Raw genomic sequence first — 21,685 nt, 5'->3', positions numbered from 1 at the left:
TCCGCTTACTCGCTGTTTTCGTTGATGACTAGTGACACTTGCCGCTCCTGCCACCCTTCAGGCTGAGTGAACACCCGTTCGGTAACGCGTATTTCTTGGGCGTTGATCTGGGCGATACGCCCATAGTCGGTGCCCATATAGTTACCCTCTTTGACGCTGGTCACGTTGCCATCCGGCGATGCAATCAACGCCACTTGTCGCTCTCCCATACGCATAGTACCGACCAATCGCAGCTCTTGCAGTGAGAAGCGCTCCAGCGGCTCTGGCGCGCGCTGCCGGTCGGGAGCGAGCGCAACTTCGCCTCGATCAGCGCTATCCTGAGCAATCTCGTCGGGAGGCAAAAAAGGGCTACGCCCGTCGCTATACAAGTAGGATAAATCTTGGTTTTCGGGCAGCGCGACAGCCATAACTGGCGGTTGCCCGCCAGGGGTCTGACGAATATCGGCCAGCGTGCCTTCAAGCTGAGCCAAGTCGGCGTCTGCACAGCCGGTGAGCACCACCGCGGAGACCGTCAAGGTGACGGCCGAGGTTGCCCTTCTTGTCCTTCTTGTTGCTACAAAAAGCAGTTGTTCAGCTCTCATGGCGCCTGCGCCCCCTCTGTGGAGGTTTGGTCGCTCTCCTCCACATAGCGGTAGGTGCGGGCCAAAAGCGAAAGACGCAGCGCTTCGCCGCGGCCATCGGCGGGTTCCAGGTTAAAATCGTGCTGGGTCACCATGCGGGGTAGCGAGGCGATATCGGCACTAAAGCGCGCTAACTGGTGATAGCCGCCACGCACCTGTATATCCAGCGGCTGCTCGACATAATGGGCCTGGGCTTGCGCTGTGCGCAGCCGAATCGTTTCAATGGTCAGGCGGTTATCGGCGGCGGCATCGCTAATGCTATCCAGCAGCGAGGGGATTTCTGCATCGGTAGGGAGCATGGTACGCAAGCGCCCCACCTGCCCTTCCAGAGTCGCCAACTGATCGCGCATTTCCGGCAGGAAGGCCGCTTGCGAGGCTTTGCTGCGGTATTCGCTCAGCAGCCTGGCTTCTTGGCGCTGGGCGACCATCAAGGCCTCGCGCTGTTCACTCACCACTAGCCACAGCATGACGCTCAATGCTGCCAGCAGCGCCAAGCAGCAGCACAGCACTTTTAATAGCCACGGCCAGCCGCCGGCCTCTTTAACGTCTAGATCCCGCCAGTCGACATCCCACAGGTGCTGCCACTCAATAGCCCACTGCTCGCGGTTAAGCGTCATGGAAGCGCCTCCTCAACGCCTTGCGGCAGCGCTGCGGTGGTCTGTTCCACATCAAAACGAAATACTCGGCCTGAGCCGTTTTGCTCACTCTCTACCGCCAATAGCGAGGGCACAGCCAACCCCGGTAGAGCGGCAATGCGGCGCAGTTGCTCGGAAACCTGGCGATCACTGCCTGCCACCGCAGTAACACTGACGTTATTCCCGCTCTTCGATAAGCGTTGATAAATGACGCCATTGGCCACGCTCTCTGCCACATCATTAAACAGCTGCACAGCATCCGTTCGCTCGGTCTGCAGCGCCTGAAACACCGCGATCTGCTCGCCTAAACGCTCGGCTTCGCTGGAGTAGCGTGAGACGCTCTCGATATCGGCATTAAGACGCTCAATATGGTTACTAATGTAAGCATTACGTTGCTGCTGGGCTGCCAGCTTGAGCTGGTAAAAATGCGCGACCAGCAGGCCCAGTACTACACCCACCACCAGCATGCCCGCCACCACGACGTAGAATTTGCGGGTTCGCCGTTCACGCTGCGCTTCCCGCCAGGGCAGAAGATTAATCGTCATGCTCATTGGTTAACTCTCATTGACCATGTCTCATTGACTTACCCTCATGGCCAAGCCACCCGCGGTAAGCATCGCTGGGGCATCGCTAGTCAACGCCTGAAGGTTCAAGCGCTTGTTCATCCGCATGTTCTGGAAGGGATTGGCAATGGTCACCGACATACCGCTATCTTCAGCAATGCGCTCGGCAAGCCCTGGAATCACACTCGAACCGCCCGCTAATACGATGTGTTGCACTTCTTGCTGACGCCCGGCGGTGTAATAGAGCTGCAGGGAACGCCCCACCTGCTGCACCACGGTTTCCAAAAAAGGGTTGAGAACACGCTCATGGTAATCATCGGGTAGCCCGCCGCGCTCTTTGGCGAAACCCGCTTCCTCCATGCTTAAATCGTAGCGGTCGCGAATCGCATCGGTGAGCTGACGGCCGCCAAACAGCGTATCGCGGGTATAAACGATATGCCCGCCGCGGACGACGTGGAAAGCATTCATATTGGCACCAATGTCCACCAGACCAAAGCAGGCGGTAGGGTCATTCTCCACCTTAAGCTGGCGCCGCAGCTCGGCAAGTGAACGCTCCATGGCGAAGGTCTCCACGTCCACTGCCGCAAGCTTTAAACCTGCCTGTTCTAGCGTGTCGGTGAGCTGCGTCACATCCTGCTGCCGACAGGCGACCAACACTACCTGCTGGTGCTCATCGTCAAAGGGCGCAGGGCCAAGGCACTCAAAATCAAATGCCACTTCATTGAACGGAAATGGAATATGGCGGTCGGATTCGGCCACGATGCGCTCTTCGATCTCCTCATCGCTTAGCCCGATAGGGAAGCTCAGCGTTTTGGTAATCGCGGCGCTAGCGGGAACAGCCACTGCAGCTTTACGGGTAGAGGGTTTAGCGTGTTCTAGTGCACGACTAAGCACACTGGCAACGCCATCGATATCGCGAATTCGACGCTCCACAACCGCCCCTTCGCGAAGTGGTCGCACGGCATAGCTTTCTACCTGGTAATGATCGTGGCATTGTTTTAGCTCAAGCAGCTTGACGGTCGCCGAGGTAATATCGACGCCAATCAACCCTTTACCAGGTTTTAGAAAGCGCATATTGGGTCTGGCTCCACCTGCTTGTCGCCCGTTTTCACATGTGATTTGAGGTTACATGATTTTTAGTTCCGTCACACGCGAACCCACTTAGCGCATATCAACACTGGTGGCCGCCGCTTCAGGTTCCTATAATGGCTGCCAATTGCATGATACGGCCGTTTAGATGCCGATCTTTTCATTCTTCCCAGGGTGCTCTTCGTACATGACGTTTCTTCGAACCCTTATTGTGTCGCTGTTTTTTCTCATCGTCTCGTTGGTGGGCGCCACCGCCTTAGCCGTGGTGGGGGCCGCCATTTACTTTGCCCCAGGGCTGCCCGACGTTCGCCAACTGCAGGACTTCGAACTGCACACACCGCTACGTATTTTCACCCAAGACGGTAAATTGATTGGCGAGTTCGGCGAAGAGCGCCGCATGGCGATCAATTTTGATGAAATTCCGCAGGATATGATCAATGCCTTGATCGCCGCCGAAGATGCCAGCTATTTTGACCACGCCGGTGTCGACCCGCGAGGCCTGGCGCGGGCGGTGGTTCAACTTGCGATGAGTGGCGATATCCAATCGGGCGGCTCGACGATCACCATGCAGGTCGCGCGTAACTATATGCTGACACTCGATCAGACGTTTACGCGTAAAATTCGTGAAATCCTGCTGGCACTACAAATGGAGCAGATACTCGATAAAGAGGAAATCTTCGAACTTTACGTGAACAAGATTTTCCTGGGCAATCGCGCCTACGGTATCGCTGCCGCCGCCGAAACCTATTACGACAAGCCCCTCGCCGAGCTTAGCCTAGCGCAAACGGCCATGATTGCGGGGCTGCCCAAGGCACCTTCTGCCTTTAACCCGCTGGCTAACTCCGAGCGTTCGCTGATTCGTCGCAACTGGATTCTGTTCCGTATGCGCGAACTCGGCTACATCGATGATGCCACCTATCAGACAGCGGTTCAGGATCCTGTAACGGCCCGCCGCCACTATACCCAAGCTGAAGTCGATGCCGCCTATGTCTCCGAAATGGCACGTCAGTATGCCGTGGAACGCTTTGGCGATGACGCTTACACCGGTGGCTATCGTATTTACACTACGATTGATAGCGAGCTGCAGCCCTTTGCCCGCCAAGCGCTGGCCAACGGCCTGACGGCCTATGACCTTCGCCATGGCTGGCGCGGGCCGGAGCAGCGTGAGATTGCGGCAAGCCTTGTCGAGGCCCAGGAGCAAACCGCGACCCAAGGCCTGGAGGAGGAGCTTTCTGAGTCTCCCGAAATTCGCCAAACCGCACGCCAAGCCGCCCAGCGCAGCCAAACGGAAGTCGAAGGGATCGAGGGCGACGTCAGCAACTGGGTTCAGGTGCTTGAGCGCACGCCCAATTATGGCCTGCTTCAACCCGCCATCGTGGTAGAAAGTAGCGGCCGCGAAATGCAGGTGCTAACTCGCAACGATGGTCTACAGACGATCGGCTGGGAAGGTTTGAACTGGGCACGCCCTTACCTGAGCCCGCGGAGCCGCGGAGCTGCACCCAGCTCGGCTGAGGAGATTGCCGTACGGGGTGATATGGTGCGCGTCATTGAGAATGAAGACGGTTCGCTACGCCTCTCTCAACAGCCGGATACCGAAGGCTCGCTGGTCGCTCAAGACCCTCAAACGGGTGCTATCCTGGCACTCCAGGGCGGTTTCGACTTTAACGCCAGCAAGTTCAATCGTGCTGTACAGGCACGACGCCAGTCAGGCTCTATCTTCAAGCCGTTTATTTACTTAGCGGCCCTTGAGGATGGAGAGATGAACGCCGCCAGCGTCGTTAATGATTCGCCCGTGGTGCTTGACGATGGCAGTAACTCATTGTGGCGGCCGGTCAACTCCAGCCGTGACTTCCAAGGCCCTATGCGCTTACGTCCAGCCCTTGCCCGTTCGCGCAACCTGGTCACTATTCGCGTTCTACAAACCATGGGGCTGGATTACACGATTAACTTTTTGGAGGGCTTCGGCTTCTCTCCCGCCCAGCTCCCTCGTGGCTTATCATTAGCGCTAGGCAGCGCGAGCTTAACGCCGATGGAAATGACCAACGCTTACGCGGTGCTCGCCAACGGTGGTTTCCAGGTGTCGCCCTGGTTTATTGAGCGGGTTACCCGTGACGACGACAATGAGCTGATTGATGAAGCCACGCCGCAGGTTGCCTGCCCCAGCTGTGCCGAAGACCAGGAGACGGTGGAAATTGATGGCCGCGAATACCCGATCGCCAAACGGGTAGCCGACCCAGCCGCTGTCTACATTCTACGCGATATGCTACGTGACGTTATCACCTCGGGCACTGGCCGCGGCGCACTGAGCCTTAACCGTGAGGATATCGTCGGCAAGACTGGTACCACCAACAGCCAGCGTGACGCCTGGTTTGCGGGCTTTAACAGCGATCTAGTCACTACGGTATGGGTCGGTAAGGACAGCAACGAGACCATTTCTGAGTATGGTTCTCAGGCCGCGCTACCCATTTGGGTAGAGTTTATGGGGGATGCCCTGGAAGGTACGCCGAACGCCGTGCCCGAGCGCCCCGCGACGATTGTCACTGCGCGCGTAGACCCAACGACAGGCCAACGTTTATCTGACGGCCAGTCTGGAGGTATCACTGAACTGTTCCATCAGGATCACTTGCCGGATTACCAGCAGCGCCGTATCAGCCGCGAGCTGGAAGAAGCCAGTGGTTCTGAGGGTTCAGGCACCGCTGAGTCGATCTTCTAACTCGATCTTCTAAACCAGCCAATCCTGTAGTACACCAAACAAAAGGCCTGGAGATTATCTCTCCGGGCCTTTTCTGTTACTGGCTACCTTTGGGTTTGTATATAGGGTCGCCTAACGTTTAACCAGCAGGTGCTTCGCGCTTACTGGCCAACCAGTTAGCGCCAATGGCGACGATCATGACCGCGACACCAGCAATTTCGGTCATCAGATTGGGATAGAACACCCCAAAGATCGCGGCGGTAATCGCGATGCGCGGTAGCCACGACATTTTGGTAAACAGATAGCCTTCCAGCGCCGCGGCAAAGGCACCTAATGCCAGAATGGCAATCACTCCATTCCAGATGACCACCGGCACCGGGCCACCAATGATAATCTCAGGGTTGAAGACCATAAACAGTGGGATCAGGTAGAGCCCTTTGGCAAACTTCCACGCCTGGAAGCTGGTTTCCATCGGCTTACTGCCCGCAATCGCCGCCCCGGCAAAGCCTGCCAAGGCGATGGGAGGCGTCACGTTGGAATCCTGGGAGTACCAGAACACGACCAGGTGGGCGACCAGCAGCGGCACACCAAACTCGGCTGTCAATGCAGGCCCAACGAGCACGATGAGCACGATATAGCTGGCGGTAACGGGTAGCCCCATCCCCAGCACCAAGCTTGCCAACAGCACCATTACCAGCGCCAATACCAGGTTGCCGCCGGAGAAAGCCAGCATCATGGAGGAGAATTTCAGTCCCAAGCCGGTTAAACCCACTACCCCAACGATAATCCCGGCGACTGCACAGGCCATGGAAACCGCTACCGCATTGCGAGCACCTAGTTCCAAGCCCTCGATCAGCTTGGCAAAGCCTGTACGTACCACGTCTTTAACGGCCGTTGCGGTCACTGGCTGGCCCTGCCTGGGCGCCACAAAGAAGAACCACAGCACATAGCGCAATACCGCTACCGCCAAAATGGTGATCACTGCGTAGTAGCCTACCCGCATGGGCGACATACTCATCGCCAGCAGCCAGACCAGCACCGCCAACGGCAGCAGGAAGTGCCAGCCATCCTTCATGACCTGGCGCATCTGCGGCAGTTCATCCTTGGGTAGCCCCTGCATGCCCTGCTTGAGAGCGATGATATGCACAAACAGGTACACCGTCGCGAAATACATGATCGCTGGCAGGATACTGACCTTGACGATGTCCAGGTACGGCGTATTGGTGTACTCAGCAATCAGGAACGCCCCAGCCCCCATCAACGGCGGCATGATTTGCCCGCCGGTCGAGGCCGCCGCTTCGATACCACCTGCCTGCTTGGCTTTGTAGCCCAGCCGCTTCATCAATGGAATGGTAAAAGCGCCGGTGGTGACCACGTTGGCAATCGCGCTGCCAGAAATCGAGCCCATGCCCGCCGACGCCAATACCGCCGCCTTGGCTGGCCCGCCACGCTGGCGGCCGGTCGCCGCATAGGCCATATCGATAAAGAATTTACCCGCCCCGGTGCACTCCAAAAAAGCACCAAAGAGGACAAAAATAAAGATATAGGTCGCCGCAACGCCTAGCGGCAGGCCGAAAATACCCTCTTGCCCCAAGTAGAGTTGACCGGCAACTCGATCAATGGTGTATCCGCGGTGCTCAAGAATGCCCGGCATCCACTCGCCAAGCCACGGCAGCTCGCCCCGCGGCCCCGCAAAGGCATACACAATCGCCAAGAGGCCAATCACGGTCATACCAAAACCTACCGCGCGACGGCTGGCTTCCAGTACCGTCACCGTAGCAATACAGGCAACCAGAATATCGGTACTGTTCCAAAAACCCGCACGGCTAAAAATCTCATCCAGGTTGAGTACCAAGTAACCACCGGTGAGAATCGCCCCGGCAAAAAACACTAGATCAAGCCCCCAGCCCAATACACCACGTTTGCGAGTGGGCCCAAAGGCTGGAAACATTAGAAATGCCAGCACCATAATCAGTGCCAGGTGAATACTGCGCTGATAAAAAAGCCCTAAGGGCTGAATACCGGCAGAGTAGAGCTGAAACAGGGAAAGACCCACCGCCACAATGGTGATCGACCACAGCACCATGCGGGGTTGAATCACATTACCGCCGGGCACCACGCTCGACGGTTGATTGGATTCGCTCATGAAGTCCTCGGAAGCGTTAACTAATGTCGTTTTTATTCACGCGGGGATGCGTGAGGGTCTATCAACTGAATGGTCACGCGTTGTCCAGCGGCGTGCTCACTGAGGCTCACTGGCGCATGCTCACCGCCAGGCCACACCACACGATGATTAACAGCCGGTGAACCTACCCTCAACACATAACGGTTATTGGCTACAGGCTCGTTAATGGCATTAATCCAGTAACCGCCCTCACCGTCTGATACCTGCTCGCCGCGGCCAAAAATATGCCCAAGCCCTGCGGCGAAATCGGGTTGATGGCTACGCTCTAATTGCATGACGCCCGCTACATTACGATAGCAGTCCAGCACCGTGAAATGTTCAACGGAGTGCTGCCACTTAATACACCAGCGACCGTCAGCCGGCACCGCTTCATCCACTAGCGTGTCGCCTTGTTCGGTCACCACGGCTAGGCGCATAAACGCCGACGCCGAAGCGGGGGAAGCCCCCACTTCGGCGAATGGACAACATGCAATCAGTAGCGCCATCAGTCGTCGCTGCCACTGCATGGCAATGTCCTTATGGCAATCTGATTATGAAAATATCATTACACGATTAAGGACGCAGACGATCCGGGATTTCAGCACCGACTTCTTCGAAATAGCGCAGTGCGCCCGGGTGCAGCGGCACGGGGGTCGACTCCATAGTGAACTCAACGGTGGTGTCGTTAGCCGCCGGGTGAACCGCAATCAGCTCATCGGTGTTTTCAAACAGCAGTTGGGTGAGTTGATAAGCCAGCTCTTCGTCCATATCGGCATTAACGACCAGCACGTTGGGGATACCGATGGTCTGAACGGCTTCGTCCATACCGTCGTACATACCCGCAGCAAGCTGGTAGGGGGCAAATACCGCTTCTTCTTCCTGGGCATTGGCTACCTCTTCATCAGACAAGCCAATCAGGCGAATATCGCGGGTGGCTGCCAGGTTGAGAATCGAGCTGGTGGGTGGCCCAACGCTCCAGAAGCCGGCGTCGATATCACCGTCGCGAATGGCATCAGCGGTTTCGTTGAAGTTAAGGCGCTGGGGAGTGAAGTCTTCATAGCTAATGCCATTGGCTTCAAGCAATGCACGGGCGTTCAGCTCGGTGCCGCTACCCGGTGCACCGACGGAAACGCGCTTACCCGCTAGATCAGCAATCGATTCGATATCCGACTCGGCCAGGGTCACCAGCTGTACCGCGTTGGGATAAACCGACGCCAGTGCGCGAGTATTTTCAATCTGGCGACCTTCAAAATCATCCGTGCCGGTATAGGCTTGATAGACCGTATCGGCCAGAGCCAGGGCGAGATCCGCGTCACCGCGCATAATCAGGCCCATATTTTCAACCGAGGCACCGGTCACTTCAGCAGTCGCCTGAGCGCCTTCGATATGGTTGTTGATCATTTCGGCAAAACCACCGCCGATAGGGTAGTAAACGCCACCAGTACCGCCAGTCGCGATTGAGAGTTGTTGAGCGCTTGCTGGAAGTGCAACCGCGAGCATAGAAGCGGCAGCGGCTGTGGCGTATAGAGAGCGTAGAGTTTTCATGAGCATTTCCTCCGTCCTGCTTGGACTTATAGGTATGGTTGACGATAAAAAGGAGGTGTTGAAGCCCCAGCTTCTGGCTGCCGTCACGACGAACCGGAAGCGGTGGAGGTGAAGTTAGCACGGCTTATGCGTTGGATGCTAATAGGGCGTTATCAGCGCAGCAGTGCCTTTACCTCATACAGCCATGAGTGCCTCAGAAGGTGTAACCGCCCAGCAGCTGGATCGAATAGCCAGCTATTAAAATCCTGAAATCCCGCATAAATGTCTTATTTTATGCCGAATTGTTATTATTTATTGATAATGGCCGTCAATTTCGCCCACCCCACCGTTATTATTGATTCAGGATAGGAGCCACACTGCTATGGAGCCCGGTTTTAAAGAGGACAATAGTCGGGATAAAGGCGCGCCGCGGCAGAACCTCGCCATTAGTGCTTACCGCCAACTCAAGCACGACATTATTCGTGGCCGCTATGCGCCTGAGCAGAAGCTGCTGATGAGCAGGCTCAAAGAGCAGTACGGCGCCAGCACCGGGCCGCTACGGGAAGCGCTATCGCAGTTAGTCTCTGACCGCCTTGTGGTCGCGATAAGCCAGCGCGGCTACCGGGTAGCACCTATGTCGCTGGCCGAACTCAACGATATTTACGACGCCCGGGCTCAGCTTGAAGGGCTGATCCTGCGCTTGGCTATAGAGCGCGGCGACGACGATTGGGAAGCCACGGTGCTGGCTACCGCACATCGGCTGGCCAAGGTCACCGACATCAACACCCCCAACGACCTGCTCGACATCTGGGATCAGCGCCACAAAGCCTTCCATACCGCCATTGCCAGCGGCTGCAACTCCCCTCACCTACTGCAAATGCGCAACACCCTGTTTGACCAGGTAGAGCGCTACCGCCACCTGTGGTTGCAGGAAACCGTGATGTCGTCCCAGGCGCTGGAGCTTAAGCGCCAGGAGCACGCTGCGCTGGTCGATGTCATTCTGGCGCGCGATACAGCCGAAGCCGACACCCTGATGCGCGATCACCTGATGACCCCCGTACCGATCATTACCCGCGTCCTTCAAGAGCGCGGCATCGGCTGAGCTTTTCGCTTCGGCTCTTCGTCCCAGACCAAAGTTCTACGTTTTAAAAAAATGTAGATATTTTAAAAAAACGGCGATACATTGGCTGCAAGCTATTTTGCATCTATTCCTTCCCACTATCCGAGGAATCTACGCCATGACGCATTTCAACTGGGACGACCCGCTACTTCTGGAACAACAGCTCACCGATGAAGAGCGCCAGATCCGCGATGCGGCCTACGACTACTGCCAGGAAAACCTTCAGCCCCGCGTGCTAACCGCCTTCCGTGAAGAGCGCTTTGACCGCGAGATCATGACCGAAATGGGTGAGCTTGGCCTGCTGGGCGCCACCGTTTCCCCCGAGTACGGCGGCGCAGGCGTTAACCACGTAGCCTACGGTTTGATTGCCCGCGAAGTGGAGCGCGTAGACTCCGGCTACCGTTCGGCCATGAGTGTGCAGTCATCGTTGGTAATGTACCCCATCGAGACCTATGGCTCTGAAGCGCAGAAGCACAAGTACCTGCCTAAGCTTGCCAGCGGTGAAATGATTGGCTGTTTTGGCTTGACCGAACCCGACCACGGCTCTGATCCGGGTGGAATGATTACCCGCGCGGAAAAAGTCGACGGCGGCTACCGCCTGACTGGCGCAAAAATGTGGATCACCAATAGCCCAATTGCCGATATCGCGGTGGTATGGGCGAAATCAGCGGCTCACGACAATCAGATTAAAGGCTTTATTGTCGAGCGCGGCACCGAAGGTTTCACCACGCCCAAAATCGAAGGCAAAGTCTCTTTGCGCGCATCGATTACCGGTGAGATCGTGCTGGATAACGCCTTTGTTCCCGAAGAGAACCTGCTGCCAAACGTCAGTGGCCTGAAAGGCCCCTTCGGCTGCCTCAACAAAGCCCGCTACGGCATCGCCTGGGGTGTGATGGGCACGGCAGAGTTCTGCTGGCACGCAGCGCGCCAATATACCCTCGACCGCAAGCAGTTTGGCCGCCCGCTGGCCGCCAACCAACTGATCCAGAAAAAGCTCGCCGATATGCAGACCGAGATCACCCTTGGCTTGCAGGCAGCCCTGCAGGTGGGCCGGCTAATGGATAGCGGCAACTGGGCACCGGAAATGGTCTCGCTGATCAAGCGCAACAACTGCGGCAAAGCGCTGGATATCGCCCGCCAGTCTCGCGATATGCACGGCGGTAACGGCGTCTCCGACGAATACGGTGTTATTCGCCATATGGTCAATCTGGAGTCGGTAAACACCTACGAAGGCACCCACGATGTACACGCTCTGATTCTGGGTCGCGCCCAGACAGGCATTCAGTCGTTCTTTTAATCACCGCACCTTGATCACTTGTCACTTATTAACGGAGCCTCTATGAACGAGCCAACCAAACCACTGGCCGGTATAAAAGTACTCGATATTTCCCGCGTACTGGCCGGGCCTTGGTGCGGACAAATGCTCGCGGATATGGGGGCAGATGTGATTAAGGTAGAGCGCCCCGGTAGCGGCGATGACACCCGCCACTGGGGCCCTCCTTGGCTGGCGGGCAGCGAAGAGTCGGCGTACTACCTGTGCGCTAACCGAGGTAAACGCTCGCTGACCGTCGATATGGCCAAGCCCGAAGGCCAGGCAGTGATCAAGCAGCTAGTCGCTAACTCTGACGTGCTGATAGAGAACTTTAAAGTTGGCGGCCTGAAACGCTACGGGCTGGATTACGCCAGCTTAAAGGCGCTCAACCCTAGGTTGATCTACTGTTCGATTACCGGTTTCGGCCAGGAGAGCCCTTACGCTCACCGCGCCGGTTATGACTTTATGATCCAAGCCATGGGCGGGATCATGAGCCTAACTGGCAAGCCCGACAGTGAACCCGGCGGTGGCCCGGTAAAAAGTGGCGTCGCCTTTACCGATATATTCACCGGGTTATATGCCGCTAATGCAATTTTAGCGGCGCTTTATCAGCGCCGTGATAGCAGCGAGGGTTGCCATATCGATATGGCATTAATGGATGTGCAGGTAGGCGTACTCGCCAATCAGGCACTCAATTACCTCACCTCCGGCAATGTGCCCCAGCGATTGGGTAACGCTCACCCCAACATCGTGCCTTATCAGGCGTTTGCCACCCAGGATGGCCATATGATTATGGCTGTCGGCAACGACGAGCAGTTCAAGCGTTTTTGCGCGGTGCTTTCGCTACCGGCTTTGGCGGAAGATCCACGCTTTGCCACCAATGGCGCCAGGGTAAACAATCGTGCTCTGCTCGTTCCGCAGCTGGAAGCGGCGTTGGCCCAGCGCAGCACTGATGAATGGCTAGCCGCTTTTGAAGCCGTAGGCGTTCCCTGCGGGCCGATCAATACGCTGGATCGGGTGTTCGACGACCCCCATGTGAAAGCCCGCGGACTTAAGCAGACCCTGCCCCACGACCAAGCAGGTCAGGTGGATCTGGTCGCTAACCCTATCCGTTTTAACGGTGCCCAAATGAGCGCCACTACGGCGCCGCCTCACTTAGGCCAACATACGGAAAGCGTGCTGGAAGAACTTGGTATTAGCTTGGAGCAGCGCACTGCGCTTCGCGCAGCAGGCATCATTTAATAGCACTAATGGTTTATGCACTCGATTTATGCACTTCCCTCTTATAGGCGCCTACTTGGCGCCTTTTTTTTTAAGCCAAAAGAACAGACCAATATTGCAAGCCAAGAAGCAGGCACCTGGCTAATGCTTCGCAACCCATGGTTGTACAAAAGCTATACAAAACGTATATTAAGACCTAAAGTTAAGAGCGTTGAATGCTTCAACATAGGCTATAGGCATTAATCTATCTAATGTTATGGCATTAACAGCGCCATCCAACACCCATCCCTCAGGAGCAGCTATGAGCCAGTGCGCACGCGTCAATGGCAGTTGCAAACGCTGTGAAGGCGACTTGCCCTTTGAGTTCACCATGGCCTTTCAGCCAATCGTGGATCTATCGCTGGCCCAAATCGTCACCTATGAAGCACTGGTTCGTGGGCCGTGCGGTGAATCCGCTTGGAGCGTCATTTCGCAAGTGACTGATGAGCTCCTCTACCGTTTTGATCAGGCCTGCCGGGTAAAAGCAATCGAAATGGCCAGCGCACTGGATATGCAAACCGACCTTTCGATCAACTTTCTGCCTAACGCCGTTTATGAGCCCGAAGCCTGCATCCAGGCAACGTTAGCGGTATCAAAACGGGTGGGTTGGCCTACCCATCGGCTTATTTTTGAAATCACCGAAACCGAGCGCGTCCGCGACCGGCAACACCTGTGCAATATTATTAATGCCTACCGCTCCATGGGCTTTAAAACGGCGCTTGACGACTTTGGCAATGGTTACGCCAACCTTGACCTGCTCACTGACTTAACCCCCGATAAACTTAAAATCGATCGTGAGCTGGTGATGAACTGCGATAAGGATCTTCGCCGCCAAGCACTGTTAAACGCGATCATCCTGCTCGCCCAAGAGCTCGATATGACTCTTATCGCCGAAGGTGTCGAGACTCGTGCCGAAGCCTTATGGCTCGCCCGCGCGGGAATTGTTCATCAGCAGGGTTTCTACTACGCAAAACCGGCGATTAACACTTTGTGCACCAATATTGTTCCGCTATTAGTGGGGTTAAAAAATGAAGTAGATAGCAGCTCAGGAGCGGTGTATGAAAGAGATTAGTCTCGACAGACTCTACCAGTTATTTAACCGCTCAAAGCGCAATACCGAAAACGTTATCAAAGCGGCACCGATTGGAATCTGTATTACAACCCCTTCGGGTCACTTTGAAATGGTCAATCCAGCTTACTGTGAATTTTATGGCTACCGGCAGGAAGAGCTTTTAGGCCAGCACCTTACCCACGTAGTGCCCGAAGAGAACCATGCGATTTTATCAGCGCTGCATACTGAGTTTATGCAGGGCAACGAGGATCAAGAGCTGCGCCAAGAGTGGGATGTGGTTCTCAAAAACGGCGGAAGACGCACCATCATCGCCGAAGCTGCGCGTATTGAGGCTGACGACGGCGAACCGCGTAAAGTCACTTTCATAATCGACATTACCCAGCGCAAACAGCTAGAAGAGCGGCTCAAGCAGGCTAATGAGCGCTTGGATCATATGGCTCACCACGATGAGCTAACGGAGCTGCTCAACCGTCGTGCCGGTTTGCAGCGCCTGGATGAAGAGATCAAGCGCTGCGAGCGGTATGGAACACCTTTCAGCATCGCGATCTATGACCTGGATGACTTCAAAGCGATCAACGATACCTATGGGCACAGCGCGGGCGATAGCGTTTTACAACAGATCACCTCCTTAGTGAGTGCTGTACTGCGCGATACCGATTTGCACATACGATTGGGCGGTGAAGAGTTTTTAATCATTATGCCAGGCGTAAATTCTGAAGAAGCCTACCAAGGCATGGAACGCATTCGTGAAAGCGTCGCGCAACAAACGTTTACTAAGCACCAATTAACGATGACGCTCTCATCGGGGATTGCCAGCTACGTTGAAGCCTCGGGCAAACGGCTACTTGATCGTGCTGATAAAGCTATGTATCAAGCTAAACAGACGGGGCGCAACCGTGTTGTCATTGCCTCGTCATCCATGTAGGCAACGCTTTTAAACTTCACAATCAGGCCCCTATCAGGCACCCCTATTAAGCACTATGCTAAAAGATCAATCCTCATCAATTAGGAAGTAAGCCATGAGCAGCAATGCCGAACTAAACGAGCTAAAACATAAATACGTCGCTGCTGGCGCTGCAAGCCCCGCAACGGCGTTCGCCGACCACGCTGAAAACGCTGAAATCTGGGACGCGGACGGCAACCGCTTTATCGACTTCGCAGGCGGCATTGGCGTACTCAACGTAGGTCACCGTCACCCCAAAGTGGTCGCAGCGGTAAAAGCCCAGCTCGATAAGCTGATGCATACCTGCCAAACGGTCATGCCTTATGAAGGCTACGTGAAAGTCGCGGAAAAACTCAGCCACATCGTGCCCGTTCGTGGCCATGCCAAAGTCATGCTGGCCAACTCGGGTGCGGAAGCGCTGGAAAATGCGGTCAAGATCGCCCGCGCCGCCACTGGCCGTTCTAACGTTATCTGCTTCGATGGCGGCTACCACGGCCGTACCTTCTTCACCATGGCCATGAACGGCAAGGTGGCGCCTTACCAGAGCGACTTCGGCCCCATGCCGGGCACCGTTTTCCGTGCGCCCTACCCGGTGCCTTACCACGGCGTTAGCGAAGACGAAGCCATTCGCGGCCTGAAAATGACGCTGAAAACCGATGCCAACCCCAAAGATACCGCGGCCATCGTGCTCGAACCGGTGCTTGGCGAAGGCGGTTTCTACCCGGCCTCTACCAGCTTCCTGACCAAGGTTCGCGAAATCTGCGATGAGCACGGCATGCTGATGATAGTCGATGAAGTGCAGTCAGGCTTTGGCCGTACCGGCAAAATGTTTGCCATTGAGCATAGCGGCGTTGAGCCGGACATTATGACCATGGCCAAGAGTATGGCCGACGGTATGCCGATTTCCGCCATCGTAGGCACCGACAAAGTGATGGACGCTTCAGGCCCTAACTCGCTGGGCGGCACCTACACCGGCAGCCCCACTGCCTGTGCGGCGGCGCTAGCGGTCATGGAAGTGTTTGAAGAAGAGAACATTCTGGAGAAGAGCCAGGCCCTGGGCGACAAGCTGGCCAAGCGCTTCAACGTGTGGGCAGATAAGTTTGATTGCATCGACCACGTGCGCAACATGGGCGCGATGGCTGCCTTTGAACTGGTGTCGAACAAAGCCGACCATACGCCTAACCCAGAACTAGCGGCCGCGCTATGCAAGAAAGCCCGCGAAGAGGGTTTGATCCTTCTTTCCTGCGGCATGTACGGCAACACCATCCGCTTCCTGATGCCCGTCACCATTCAAGATGACGTGCTCAATGAAGGCCTGGATATTATTGAGTCCTGCCTGGATTCGCTGGTGTAATTAAGCGTTAGTCAGCAAGAACCAAACCGCCGCCCAAATTTGGGGCGGCGGTTTTACTTGTGTGGATACCTAACCTGCTTATTCCGCCATAAAGCGAGGCAGCCACAAGGCAATATCCGGCCATAAGCTGATGATCAAGGCCGCCACGCACATCAGCAGGAAGAAAGGTAGCGCTGCCAGGGCCACCCGGCTGATGCTTTCCCCTGTCAGGCTTTGCAGCACAAACAGGTTGAATCCGACCGGCGGCGTTATCTGGCCAAGCTCGATCATGATGATCAGGAAGATGCCAAACCAGATGGGATCGAACCCCGCCAGCAGTACGATCGGCAGCGTAATCGGCAGGCTCATCACGGTGATCGAAATACCGTCCAGGAAAAGCCCCAGCACCACATAGAAAACCGCCAGCGCCAGCAACAACGACATCGGGGTAAAGTTTTGCGCGGCGATCCACTCCGCAAGCTCCCGGGGCAGGTGCAGGTAGCCCATCGCCGTGGAGAGCAACGTGGCGGTAATCAACAGGCTGCACACCATGATACTGGTGATTAACGTGCCTCTGAACGCCTCAATAAACAGCCGCGCCGAAAGCTGGCGCTCGACGCCAAGCAGCACCAGCGTTGCGGCCACGCCCACCGCCGCCGCCTCCGAGGGCGTGGCAATACCGCTATAGATAGAGCCAATCACGATGCTGATCAACACCAGCACGGGCAGCAGAAGCAGAATGGATTGCCCTACGCTCTGGTCAGTCGCCGCCTGTTTGGGTGCCAACGACGGCGACAAATAGGTCCTCGCGCCGATATACACGCTATACAGCAGCGCAATTAACAGGCCCGGCACTACCCCCGCCATGAACAGCTGGCTAATAGAGACTTCCGCCTGAACGCCATAGACGATCATCACGATCGAAGGCGGAATCAACAGCCCCAGGCTACCGGCGCCCGCCAGCGAACCGATCGATAGGTTACGATCGTACCCCCTCGTTTTCAGCTCCTGGGTGGTGATTTTGCCAATCGTCGCGGTCGTCGCCGCGCTGGAGCCGCTCACCGCCGCAAACAGCGTACAGCCAAGCACATTGGTGTGGAGAATACCGCCCGGCAAATGGCGGGTGATCGGCACCAGCCCTTTGAAAAGCCGCTCGGAAATATTGGAGCGAAAAATCAGCTCGCCCATCAATATAAACAGCGGGATAGCCGATAACTCCCAGCTATTACTGGCACGATAGAGAATTCGCGAAAAAATCAGACCGATACGATCAGCACCGAAGTCGCCAAACAGCCAAAGCGAGCCAATGGACACGGCCAGCATGGATGCAAAAATCCAGGTGCCCATCGACAAAAAGAACAACAGCAGTACGCCGACCCCGACGGCCGACCAAAAAATATCCATAACGCCTTTCCTATTAGTCGCTGCTTCAATTGACGCTAGACGAGTAGCCTGAACGCAGAGCCATTATTTTTAGGGCTCTGACTAACAGAGTGATGGAAATTAACCACATGCCCACGAGGATGGCGCTCTCCGGCAGCCAAATAGGCGTCTCTGCCATGGTTTCACTGACGGTGCCGCGGCTGTAGCTACGCAGAACATTCTGAAACCAGAAGGTCGAGAGCCACACAAAGCAGCCTGCCGTTACCAAGCAGCTGAATAGCTCCAGCGGCCAGCGCATGGTTTCAGGAAAGCGTTCCAGAAGCAGAGAGACACGGATCAGCCCGCCCTTCTCCAGCACATAAGGCAGGCCTAAAAAGGACATCGTAGCCACGGCATAGCCGATATACTCATCGAGGATAAACGTCGAGTGGCCAAACAGCCTGAGCGCTATCTCTAACAGGATATGGCCGAGCATATAAATAATGAGCAGCACGGCAATGACAGCACCGACCCGATTGAGCAGTTTAGAGATACGCTCAATGACATTGAGCGCCCTCATTCGGCGCCTCGGAACTCGCTCAAGATCGACTCGCCGTCATCACCAGTATTCTCCAGCCAGCTCTCGACCACGCCACTGGCGGCTTCCTTGAGAGGCGTTAGCAACTCGTCCGAGACGGGATCACTGATCACGACGTCGTGCTCACCAAGCGTCTGATAGTTCTCTTCGGTACGCGTTTCAACCGCTTCCCAGTTGTGTTGGTCAGTCAGGCTGGCCGCTTCCATGACCGCATCCTGTTGAGCGTCGGTAAGCGATTCGAACGCATCGCGATTCATGTGCACCATGTTAAGAGGAATGGCGTACTGAACCCCGGCAAAGTAATTCTGGTGCTCCCAAAAGCTGGCATTGGCCCCCGCTTCGGCGGACGTTAACACCGCCTCGATACCGCCGGTGGCCAGTTGGGGTACCACATCAGCCCAGGACAGGCTGACCGGCGAGGCACCTACATTTCTAAATGTCTCGGTACCGTTACGGTCAAAGGTGCGAATCTTCAGGCTCTCAAGATCGTCCTGGCTCGCGACCTCGTCTTCCGACCAGATACCGCTCGGCGGCCAGGGCGAGGCATACAGCAGCACCTGGTTATTATCGGCGAACACCTCTTCGTAATAGGGTTTCGCTATGTCATAAAGTCGCCGCGCATCGGCAACGTCGTCGACAATAAAGGGGAGCGAAGAGAGTAGAAATAGCGAATCGATGCCGCTCATGGTGCCCGAGAGGGTATCAGCTATCTCGACGGCGCCATCGGCCACGCCATAAAAATGATCACCGGAATTAAAGCCGAGCGAGCCACCCGTATGCAGCGTGATATCAATATCGCCATCGGTTAATTCGGCAAGCTTATCAATAAAATAGGCATCGCCCTGAGCATGAATGGAGGACGCATTATACTCATTGGAGAAGTCCATACTGACCGACTGGGAATGCGCATAGCCACTGACGAGTAGTGCCCCTAGCGCTATCGAAAGTTTTTTACCTGAATGAGGGAATTTATTATTTAAATCAGCAGGATGGAACATTCTTTTAACCCCTATTTTTGATTGGTATAGGGATTAAACTACAGTCATTTGGGAACCATTTATGTCCCATAGCGACGCGAACGGACCAGACAACGACACGCCGCCCAGTGGGCGGCGTTTGCTGCGTGATTAGCGTGGCCGGCGGTCGCCTTCGAGAAAGTTGGCCGTGAAGACCGCTTTGCCATGGGTCTCAAACGACCACTTCATCACCTCAGTTAGCGCTGCCATCACAGCATCGAACTCGCCAAATACCTGGGTGCTCATGCGATTCGGGTGCACCTCCAATCCCGTCGCCTCAAGGCGTTTCACCACCTCTTTGACCACCGGCTTGAAGTCATCGGCCAACGGGTAATAGCTAAGCTGTACGGAAAGATACATAACGCCTCCTTACGCTGTGTTTTGGGGCTGACGGGCGTTGGATAAACGCTGCCAGGCAGCCAAAATAGCGGCACGGGTCTCGTCCGGATGCTCCATCGGGAACATATGCGTACCGGGGACTTCACTTACCGATAGCCCTCTACGCTTCAAGCGTTTTATACGTGAAGCGGTCAATAGGTGGGACTCTTTGCCCGCCACCAGTTCTAACGGCACGCCCAAACGCTGCGGCAGGCGCGAGAGGTGATCCGGCAGGTGGCGGAAAATTTCCACCTCAATACCAGGATCAAAGGTCAGCTCTGCACTGCCATCGTTTAGCAAGCGCGTCCCTGCTTCAATGTAGTCGTTGAGCGCCTCTGGGGTAAAGCGACGAAACAGCCCTCGGCGACCCAGCGAGCTTGCCATCGCTTCGCGACTTGGCCACACGGTGCGCCGACCCAAGGTTTTTCCAGCAGGAGTAACCCGATCCACAAAGCCAAACCGCTTGGCGGCTTTCATTGCCCAGGCGTCCTTGCCCAGCATCAAAGGGGGATCAAGCATAATCACCCCGCAGAAGCGCTCGGGCTGCTTATCCGCGGCCATGGCCATTAGCGTGCCACCCAAAGAGTGTCCCACTCCCAGAAGCGGCGTATCCGTCTCGGGTAGATAGCTCAGCAGCTCATCCACCAAGTTGCCCCAATTATGATTAACGGGGTAGTCAGGGTGGTGACCCAGGCGATCCAGAGGGTGCAGATCAAAGGTCTCTGCCAGTGGGTTCAGCAGGCTGCGATAGCTTAAGCCCGGAAAACCATTGGCATGGGCAAACACTAAACGGGGACGTTGGGCAGCATTAGCAGACATGGCAAGGCTCGCGCGTTAAAAAGGCAGGAAGACGGCTAATGTGAAACATGATTATTTACGCCGCCTATCATACATCTGTTTTAACGCGCTCCTGCATGAGCGTCAATCGACAAAAGGATTAACAGGCTAATTAAAACAGCGACAATTGATGCTCCTGGCTGTTGTCCGCCAGCCGGTACCCCACGCCAAGCAGACGCACGGGACGCTCGCCGCGTGCCCAGCCAACGTTAAGCAGGGTTTCAAACTGTTCAAGGTTAGGCGCGGGGTCGGCGTGTTCGACGGTGGTTTGGGTAAAGTCGTTGAACTTCACTTTTACGATTAACCCGCGCACCGCCAGTGGCGGGTCAAGCCGTGCGTAGCGGCGCTCTAAATCTTCGATCAGCGCGGGTAGCTCTCGGTGGCAGGCATCGAGGTTGGGTAAATCCTGGGCGTAGGTCTGTTCGGTGCTGACCGATTTGCGCTCCCGGTGGGTTTTCACCGGGCGCTCGTCCCGCCCCCAGCTCAGCTCATACAGCCGCCGTCCAAAACGGCCAAAATGCTCGACCAGGTCGGTCAGCGTGCGGGTACGCAGGTCAGCGCAGGTGTGAATATCCAGCCCCGCCAGTTTCTCGGCCGTGCGCGGTCCTACCCCGTGGATTTTCTTGACCGGCAACTGTTGTACGAAGCTATCGACCTTATCCGGCGTAATCACGCACAGGCCGTCGGGTTTGTTCCAGTCGCTGGCAATTTTGGCCAGAAACTTGTTGGGCGCTACGCCCGCCGAAACGGTGATCCCCACTTCGCGGCTGACCCGTTCACGGATCGCTTCAGCCATTAGCGTCGCGCTGCCGTGATGCTGGGTGACCGCCGAGACATCCAGAAAGGCCTCATCCAGAGAGAGTGGTTCGATCAGTTCAGTCACATCGCGATAAATGGCGAAGACCTGGCGGGCAACTTCTTTGTATTTGGTCATCTCACCGCGGATCACGGTGAGATGCGGGCAGCGCTTGAGTGCCTGAGCCATCGGCATGGCCGAGTGAATGCCAAATTCGCGGGCGGGATAGTTGCAGGTGGCGACCACCCCGCGCTGCTCGACGCTGCCGCCAATCGCAATCGGTATATCCCGCAGCGCGGGATTATCGCGCATTTCCACTGCTGCATAAAAGCAGTCACAGTCGCAGTGAATGATTTTGCGCACCGGCTAGC

General features: G+C 56.0%; 20 protein-coding genes. 7 read left to right on the top strand and 13 right to left on the bottom strand.

Annotated elements, in window-relative coordinates; all coding sequences use genetic code 11:
- Window positions 1-5 precede the first annotated feature (5 nt).
- Genes YERSI8AC_RS03435 through pilM form a run of 4 tightly spaced genes read right to left on the bottom strand, consistent with a single transcriptional unit; the run spans window position 6 to window position 2,892 of the window.
- Window positions 6-581 carry a pilus assembly protein PilP gene (locus tag YERSI8AC_RS03435; RefSeq protein WP_022520005.1) on the bottom strand — a complete coding sequence of 192 codons (576 nt, stop codon included), beginning with the start codon at window positions 579-581 and terminating at the stop codon, window positions 6-8.
- Window positions 578-1,237, bottom strand: coding sequence for a type 4a pilus biogenesis protein PilO (locus tag YERSI8AC_RS03430; RefSeq protein ID WP_022520006.1), 660 nt, complete (start codon window positions 1,235-1,237; stop codon window positions 578-580). Before YERSI8AC_RS03430 ends, YERSI8AC_RS03435 begins: the two co-directional genes overlap by 4 nt.
- On the bottom strand, window positions 1,234-1,806 hold the full coding sequence (locus tag YERSI8AC_RS03425; protein ID WP_022520007.1) for a PilN domain-containing protein: 573 nt from the start codon (window positions 1,804-1,806) through the stop codon (window positions 1,234-1,236). Before YERSI8AC_RS03425 ends, YERSI8AC_RS03430 begins: the two co-directional genes overlap by 4 nt.
- A 24-nt stretch (window positions 1,807-1,830) precedes the next feature.
- Window positions 1,831-2,892 carry a type IV pilus assembly protein PilM gene (gene pilM, locus YERSI8AC_RS03420; protein WP_022520008.1) on the bottom strand — a complete coding sequence of 354 codons (1,062 nt, stop codon included), beginning with the start codon at window positions 2,890-2,892 and terminating at the stop codon, window positions 1,831-1,833.
- A 202-nt stretch (window positions 2,893-3,094) separates the two neighbouring features.
- Between pilM and YERSI8AC_RS03415 the strand changes: the two genes are divergently transcribed.
- Window positions 3,095-5,620, top strand: a complete 2,526-nt coding sequence (locus YERSI8AC_RS03415; protein WP_022520009.1) for a penicillin-binding protein 1A — start codon at window positions 3,095-3,097, stop codon at window positions 5,618-5,620.
- A gap of 118 nt (window positions 5,621-5,738) precedes the next feature.
- Here the strand turns inward: YERSI8AC_RS03415 and YERSI8AC_RS03410 are convergent, their stop codons facing one another.
- The 3 genes from YERSI8AC_RS03410 to YERSI8AC_RS03400 are packed head-to-tail and all read right to left on the bottom strand — an operon-like array spanning window position 5,739 to window position 9,308.
- Window positions 5,739-7,745, bottom strand: a complete 2,007-nt coding sequence (locus YERSI8AC_RS03410) for a TRAP transporter permease (RefSeq protein WP_022520010.1) — start codon at window positions 7,743-7,745, stop codon at window positions 5,739-5,741.
- A 32-nt stretch (window positions 7,746-7,777) separates the two neighbouring features.
- The gene (locus YERSI8AC_RS03405; RefSeq protein WP_009286764.1) at window positions 7,778-8,290 is read right to left on the bottom strand and encodes a DUF1850 domain-containing protein; all 513 of its coding nucleotides are present in this window, start codon (window positions 8,288-8,290) and stop codon (window positions 7,778-7,780) included.
- Between the two features lie 46 nt (window positions 8,291-8,336).
- Window positions 8,337-9,308, bottom strand: coding sequence for a TAXI family TRAP transporter solute-binding subunit (locus YERSI8AC_RS03400; RefSeq protein ID WP_027957372.1), 972 nt, complete (start codon window positions 9,306-9,308; stop codon window positions 8,337-8,339).
- A gap of 361 nt (window positions 9,309-9,669) precedes the next feature.
- Between YERSI8AC_RS03400 and csiR the strand changes: the two genes are divergently transcribed.
- From csiR to gabT, 6 genes are all read left to right on the top strand, one after another.
- Window positions 9,670-10,389: a DNA-binding transcriptional regulator CsiR gene (gene csiR, locus YERSI8AC_RS03395; RefSeq protein ID WP_022520012.1), complete on the top strand. Its 720-nt coding sequence runs from the start codon at window positions 9,670-9,672 to the stop codon at window positions 10,387-10,389.
- Window positions 10,390-10,525: 136 nt separating this feature from the next.
- Complete coding sequence (locus tag YERSI8AC_RS03390) at window positions 10,526-11,704, top strand: acyl-CoA dehydrogenase (protein WP_159176092.1); 1,179 nt, start codon at window positions 10,526-10,528, stop codon at window positions 11,702-11,704.
- 42 nt (window positions 11,705-11,746) lie between these two features.
- The gene (locus tag YERSI8AC_RS03385) at window positions 11,747-12,961 is read left to right on the top strand and encodes a CaiB/BaiF CoA transferase family protein (protein WP_022520014.1); all 1,215 of its coding nucleotides are present in this window, start codon (window positions 11,747-11,749) and stop codon (window positions 12,959-12,961) included.
- 280 nt (window positions 12,962-13,241) lie between these two features.
- Entirely contained in the window at window positions 13,242-14,051 is an 810-nt protein-coding gene (locus tag YERSI8AC_RS03380) for an EAL domain-containing protein (RefSeq protein WP_022520016.1), read from the top strand.
- The gene (locus YERSI8AC_RS03375; RefSeq protein WP_138800939.1) at window positions 14,038-14,976 is read left to right on the top strand and encodes a GGDEF domain-containing protein; all 939 of its coding nucleotides are present in this window, start codon (window positions 14,038-14,040) and stop codon (window positions 14,974-14,976) included. The genes YERSI8AC_RS03380 and YERSI8AC_RS03375 overlap by 14 nt, the downstream gene beginning before the upstream one ends.
- A 94-nt stretch (window positions 14,977-15,070) precedes the next feature.
- Window positions 15,071-16,348: a 4-aminobutyrate--2-oxoglutarate transaminase gene (gabT, locus tag YERSI8AC_RS03370; protein WP_009286758.1), complete on the top strand. Its 1,278-nt coding sequence runs from the start codon at window positions 15,071-15,073 to the stop codon at window positions 16,346-16,348.
- 78 nt (window positions 16,349-16,426) lie between these two features.
- On the opposite strand, the gene YERSI8AC_RS03365 is transcribed toward gabT, so the two are convergent.
- The 6 genes from YERSI8AC_RS03365 to dinB all read right to left on the bottom strand — a co-directional run bounded on the left by YERSI8AC_RS03365 (window position 16,427) and on the right by dinB (window position 21,677).
- Complete coding sequence (locus YERSI8AC_RS03365; protein ID WP_022520018.1) at window positions 16,427-17,731, bottom strand: TRAP transporter large permease; 1,305 nt, start codon at window positions 17,729-17,731, stop codon at window positions 16,427-16,429.
- A 25-nt stretch (window positions 17,732-17,756) separates the two neighbouring features.
- The gene (locus YERSI8AC_RS03360) at window positions 17,757-18,269 is read right to left on the bottom strand and encodes a TRAP transporter small permease (RefSeq protein WP_159176091.1); all 513 of its coding nucleotides are present in this window, start codon (window positions 18,267-18,269) and stop codon (window positions 17,757-17,759) included.
- On the bottom strand, window positions 18,266-19,285 hold the full coding sequence (locus tag YERSI8AC_RS03355) for a TRAP transporter substrate-binding protein (RefSeq protein WP_159176090.1): 1,020 nt from the start codon (window positions 19,283-19,285) through the stop codon (window positions 18,266-18,268). Before YERSI8AC_RS03355 ends, YERSI8AC_RS03360 begins: the two co-directional genes overlap by 4 nt.
- Before the next feature lie 129 nt (window positions 19,286-19,414).
- A complete protein-coding gene (locus YERSI8AC_RS03350) occupies window positions 19,415-19,663 on the bottom strand; it encodes a YkoF family thiamine/hydroxymethylpyrimidine-binding protein (RefSeq protein WP_039858708.1) in 249 nt (82 codons plus the stop codon).
- Between the two features lie 9 nt (window positions 19,664-19,672).
- Window positions 19,673-20,500, bottom strand: a complete 828-nt coding sequence (locus YERSI8AC_RS03345; RefSeq protein WP_141439969.1) for an alpha/beta fold hydrolase — start codon at window positions 20,498-20,500, stop codon at window positions 19,673-19,675.
- Window positions 20,501-20,630: 130 nt separating this feature from the next.
- Window positions 20,631-21,677, bottom strand: a complete 1,047-nt coding sequence (gene dinB, locus YERSI8AC_RS03340) for a DNA polymerase IV (RefSeq protein WP_159176089.1) — start codon at window positions 21,675-21,677, stop codon at window positions 20,631-20,633.
- Window positions 21,678-21,685 lie beyond the last annotated feature (8 nt).

It is taken from the genome of Halomonas sp. 113, assembly GCF_904067645.1.
Classification (GTDB): Bacteria; Pseudomonadota; Gammaproteobacteria; order Pseudomonadales; family Halomonadaceae; genus Vreelandella; species Vreelandella titanicae.
This window is presented reverse-complemented; position numbering and strand designations above follow the sequence as displayed.

Excerpts from the sequence above, each read along its gene's own strand:
- YERSI8AC_RS03365 (WP_022520018.1), bottom strand. The coding sequence starts at position 17,731 with ATGGATATTTTTTGGTCGGCCGTCGGGGTCGGCGTACTGCTGTTGTTC.
- YERSI8AC_RS03425 (WP_022520007.1), bottom strand. The coding sequence starts at position 1,806 with ATGAGCATGACGATTAATCTTCTGCCCTGGCGGGAAGCGCAGCGTGAA.
- YERSI8AC_RS03350 (WP_039858708.1), bottom strand. The coding sequence starts at position 19,663 with ATGTATCTTTCCGTACAGCTTAGCTATTACCCGTTGGCCGATGACTTC.
- csiR (WP_022520012.1), top strand. The coding sequence starts at position 9,670 with ATGGAGCCCGGTTTTAAAGAGGACAATAGTCGGGATAAAGGCGCGCCG.
- YERSI8AC_RS03400 (WP_027957372.1), bottom strand. The coding sequence starts at position 9,308 with ATGAAAACTCTACGCTCTCTATACGCCACAGCCGCTGCCGCTTCTATG.
- YERSI8AC_RS03355 (WP_159176090.1), bottom strand. The coding sequence starts at position 19,285 with ATGTTCCATCCTGCTGATTTAAATAATAAATTCCCTCATTCAGGTAAA.
- YERSI8AC_RS03380 (WP_022520016.1), top strand. The coding sequence starts at position 13,242 with ATGAGCCAGTGCGCACGCGTCAATGGCAGTTGCAAACGCTGTGAAGGC.
- YERSI8AC_RS03415 (WP_022520009.1), top strand. The coding sequence starts at position 3,095 with ATGACGTTTCTTCGAACCCTTATTGTGTCGCTGTTTTTTCTCATCGTC.
- YERSI8AC_RS03435 (WP_022520005.1), bottom strand. The coding sequence starts at position 581 with ATGAGAGCTGAACAACTGCTTTTTGTAGCAACAAGAAGGACAAGAAGG.
- YERSI8AC_RS03375 (WP_138800939.1), top strand. The coding sequence starts at position 14,038 with ATGAAAGAGATTAGTCTCGACAGACTCTACCAGTTATTTAACCGCTCA.
- YERSI8AC_RS03390 (WP_159176092.1), top strand. The coding sequence starts at position 10,526 with ATGACGCATTTCAACTGGGACGACCCGCTACTTCTGGAACAACAGCTC.
- pilM (WP_022520008.1), bottom strand. The coding sequence starts at position 2,892 with ATGCGCTTTCTAAAACCTGGTAAAGGGTTGATTGGCGTCGATATTACC.
- YERSI8AC_RS03360 (WP_159176091.1), bottom strand. The coding sequence starts at position 18,269 with ATGAGGGCGCTCAATGTCATTGAGCGTATCTCTAAACTGCTCAATCGG.
- YERSI8AC_RS03345 (WP_141439969.1), bottom strand. The coding sequence starts at position 20,500 with ATGTCTGCTAATGCTGCCCAACGTCCCCGTTTAGTGTTTGCCCATGCC.
- YERSI8AC_RS03410 (WP_022520010.1), bottom strand. The coding sequence starts at position 7,745 with ATGAGCGAATCCAATCAACCGTCGAGCGTGGTGCCCGGCGGTAATGTG.
- YERSI8AC_RS03405 (WP_009286764.1), bottom strand. The coding sequence starts at position 8,290 with ATGCAGTGGCAGCGACGACTGATGGCGCTACTGATTGCATGTTGTCCA.
- YERSI8AC_RS03430 (WP_022520006.1), bottom strand. The coding sequence starts at position 1,237 with ATGACGCTTAACCGCGAGCAGTGGGCTATTGAGTGGCAGCACCTGTGG.
- YERSI8AC_RS03385 (WP_022520014.1), top strand. The coding sequence starts at position 11,747 with ATGAACGAGCCAACCAAACCACTGGCCGGTATAAAAGTACTCGATATT.
- gabT (WP_009286758.1), top strand. The coding sequence starts at position 15,071 with ATGAGCAGCAATGCCGAACTAAACGAGCTAAAACATAAATACGTCGCT.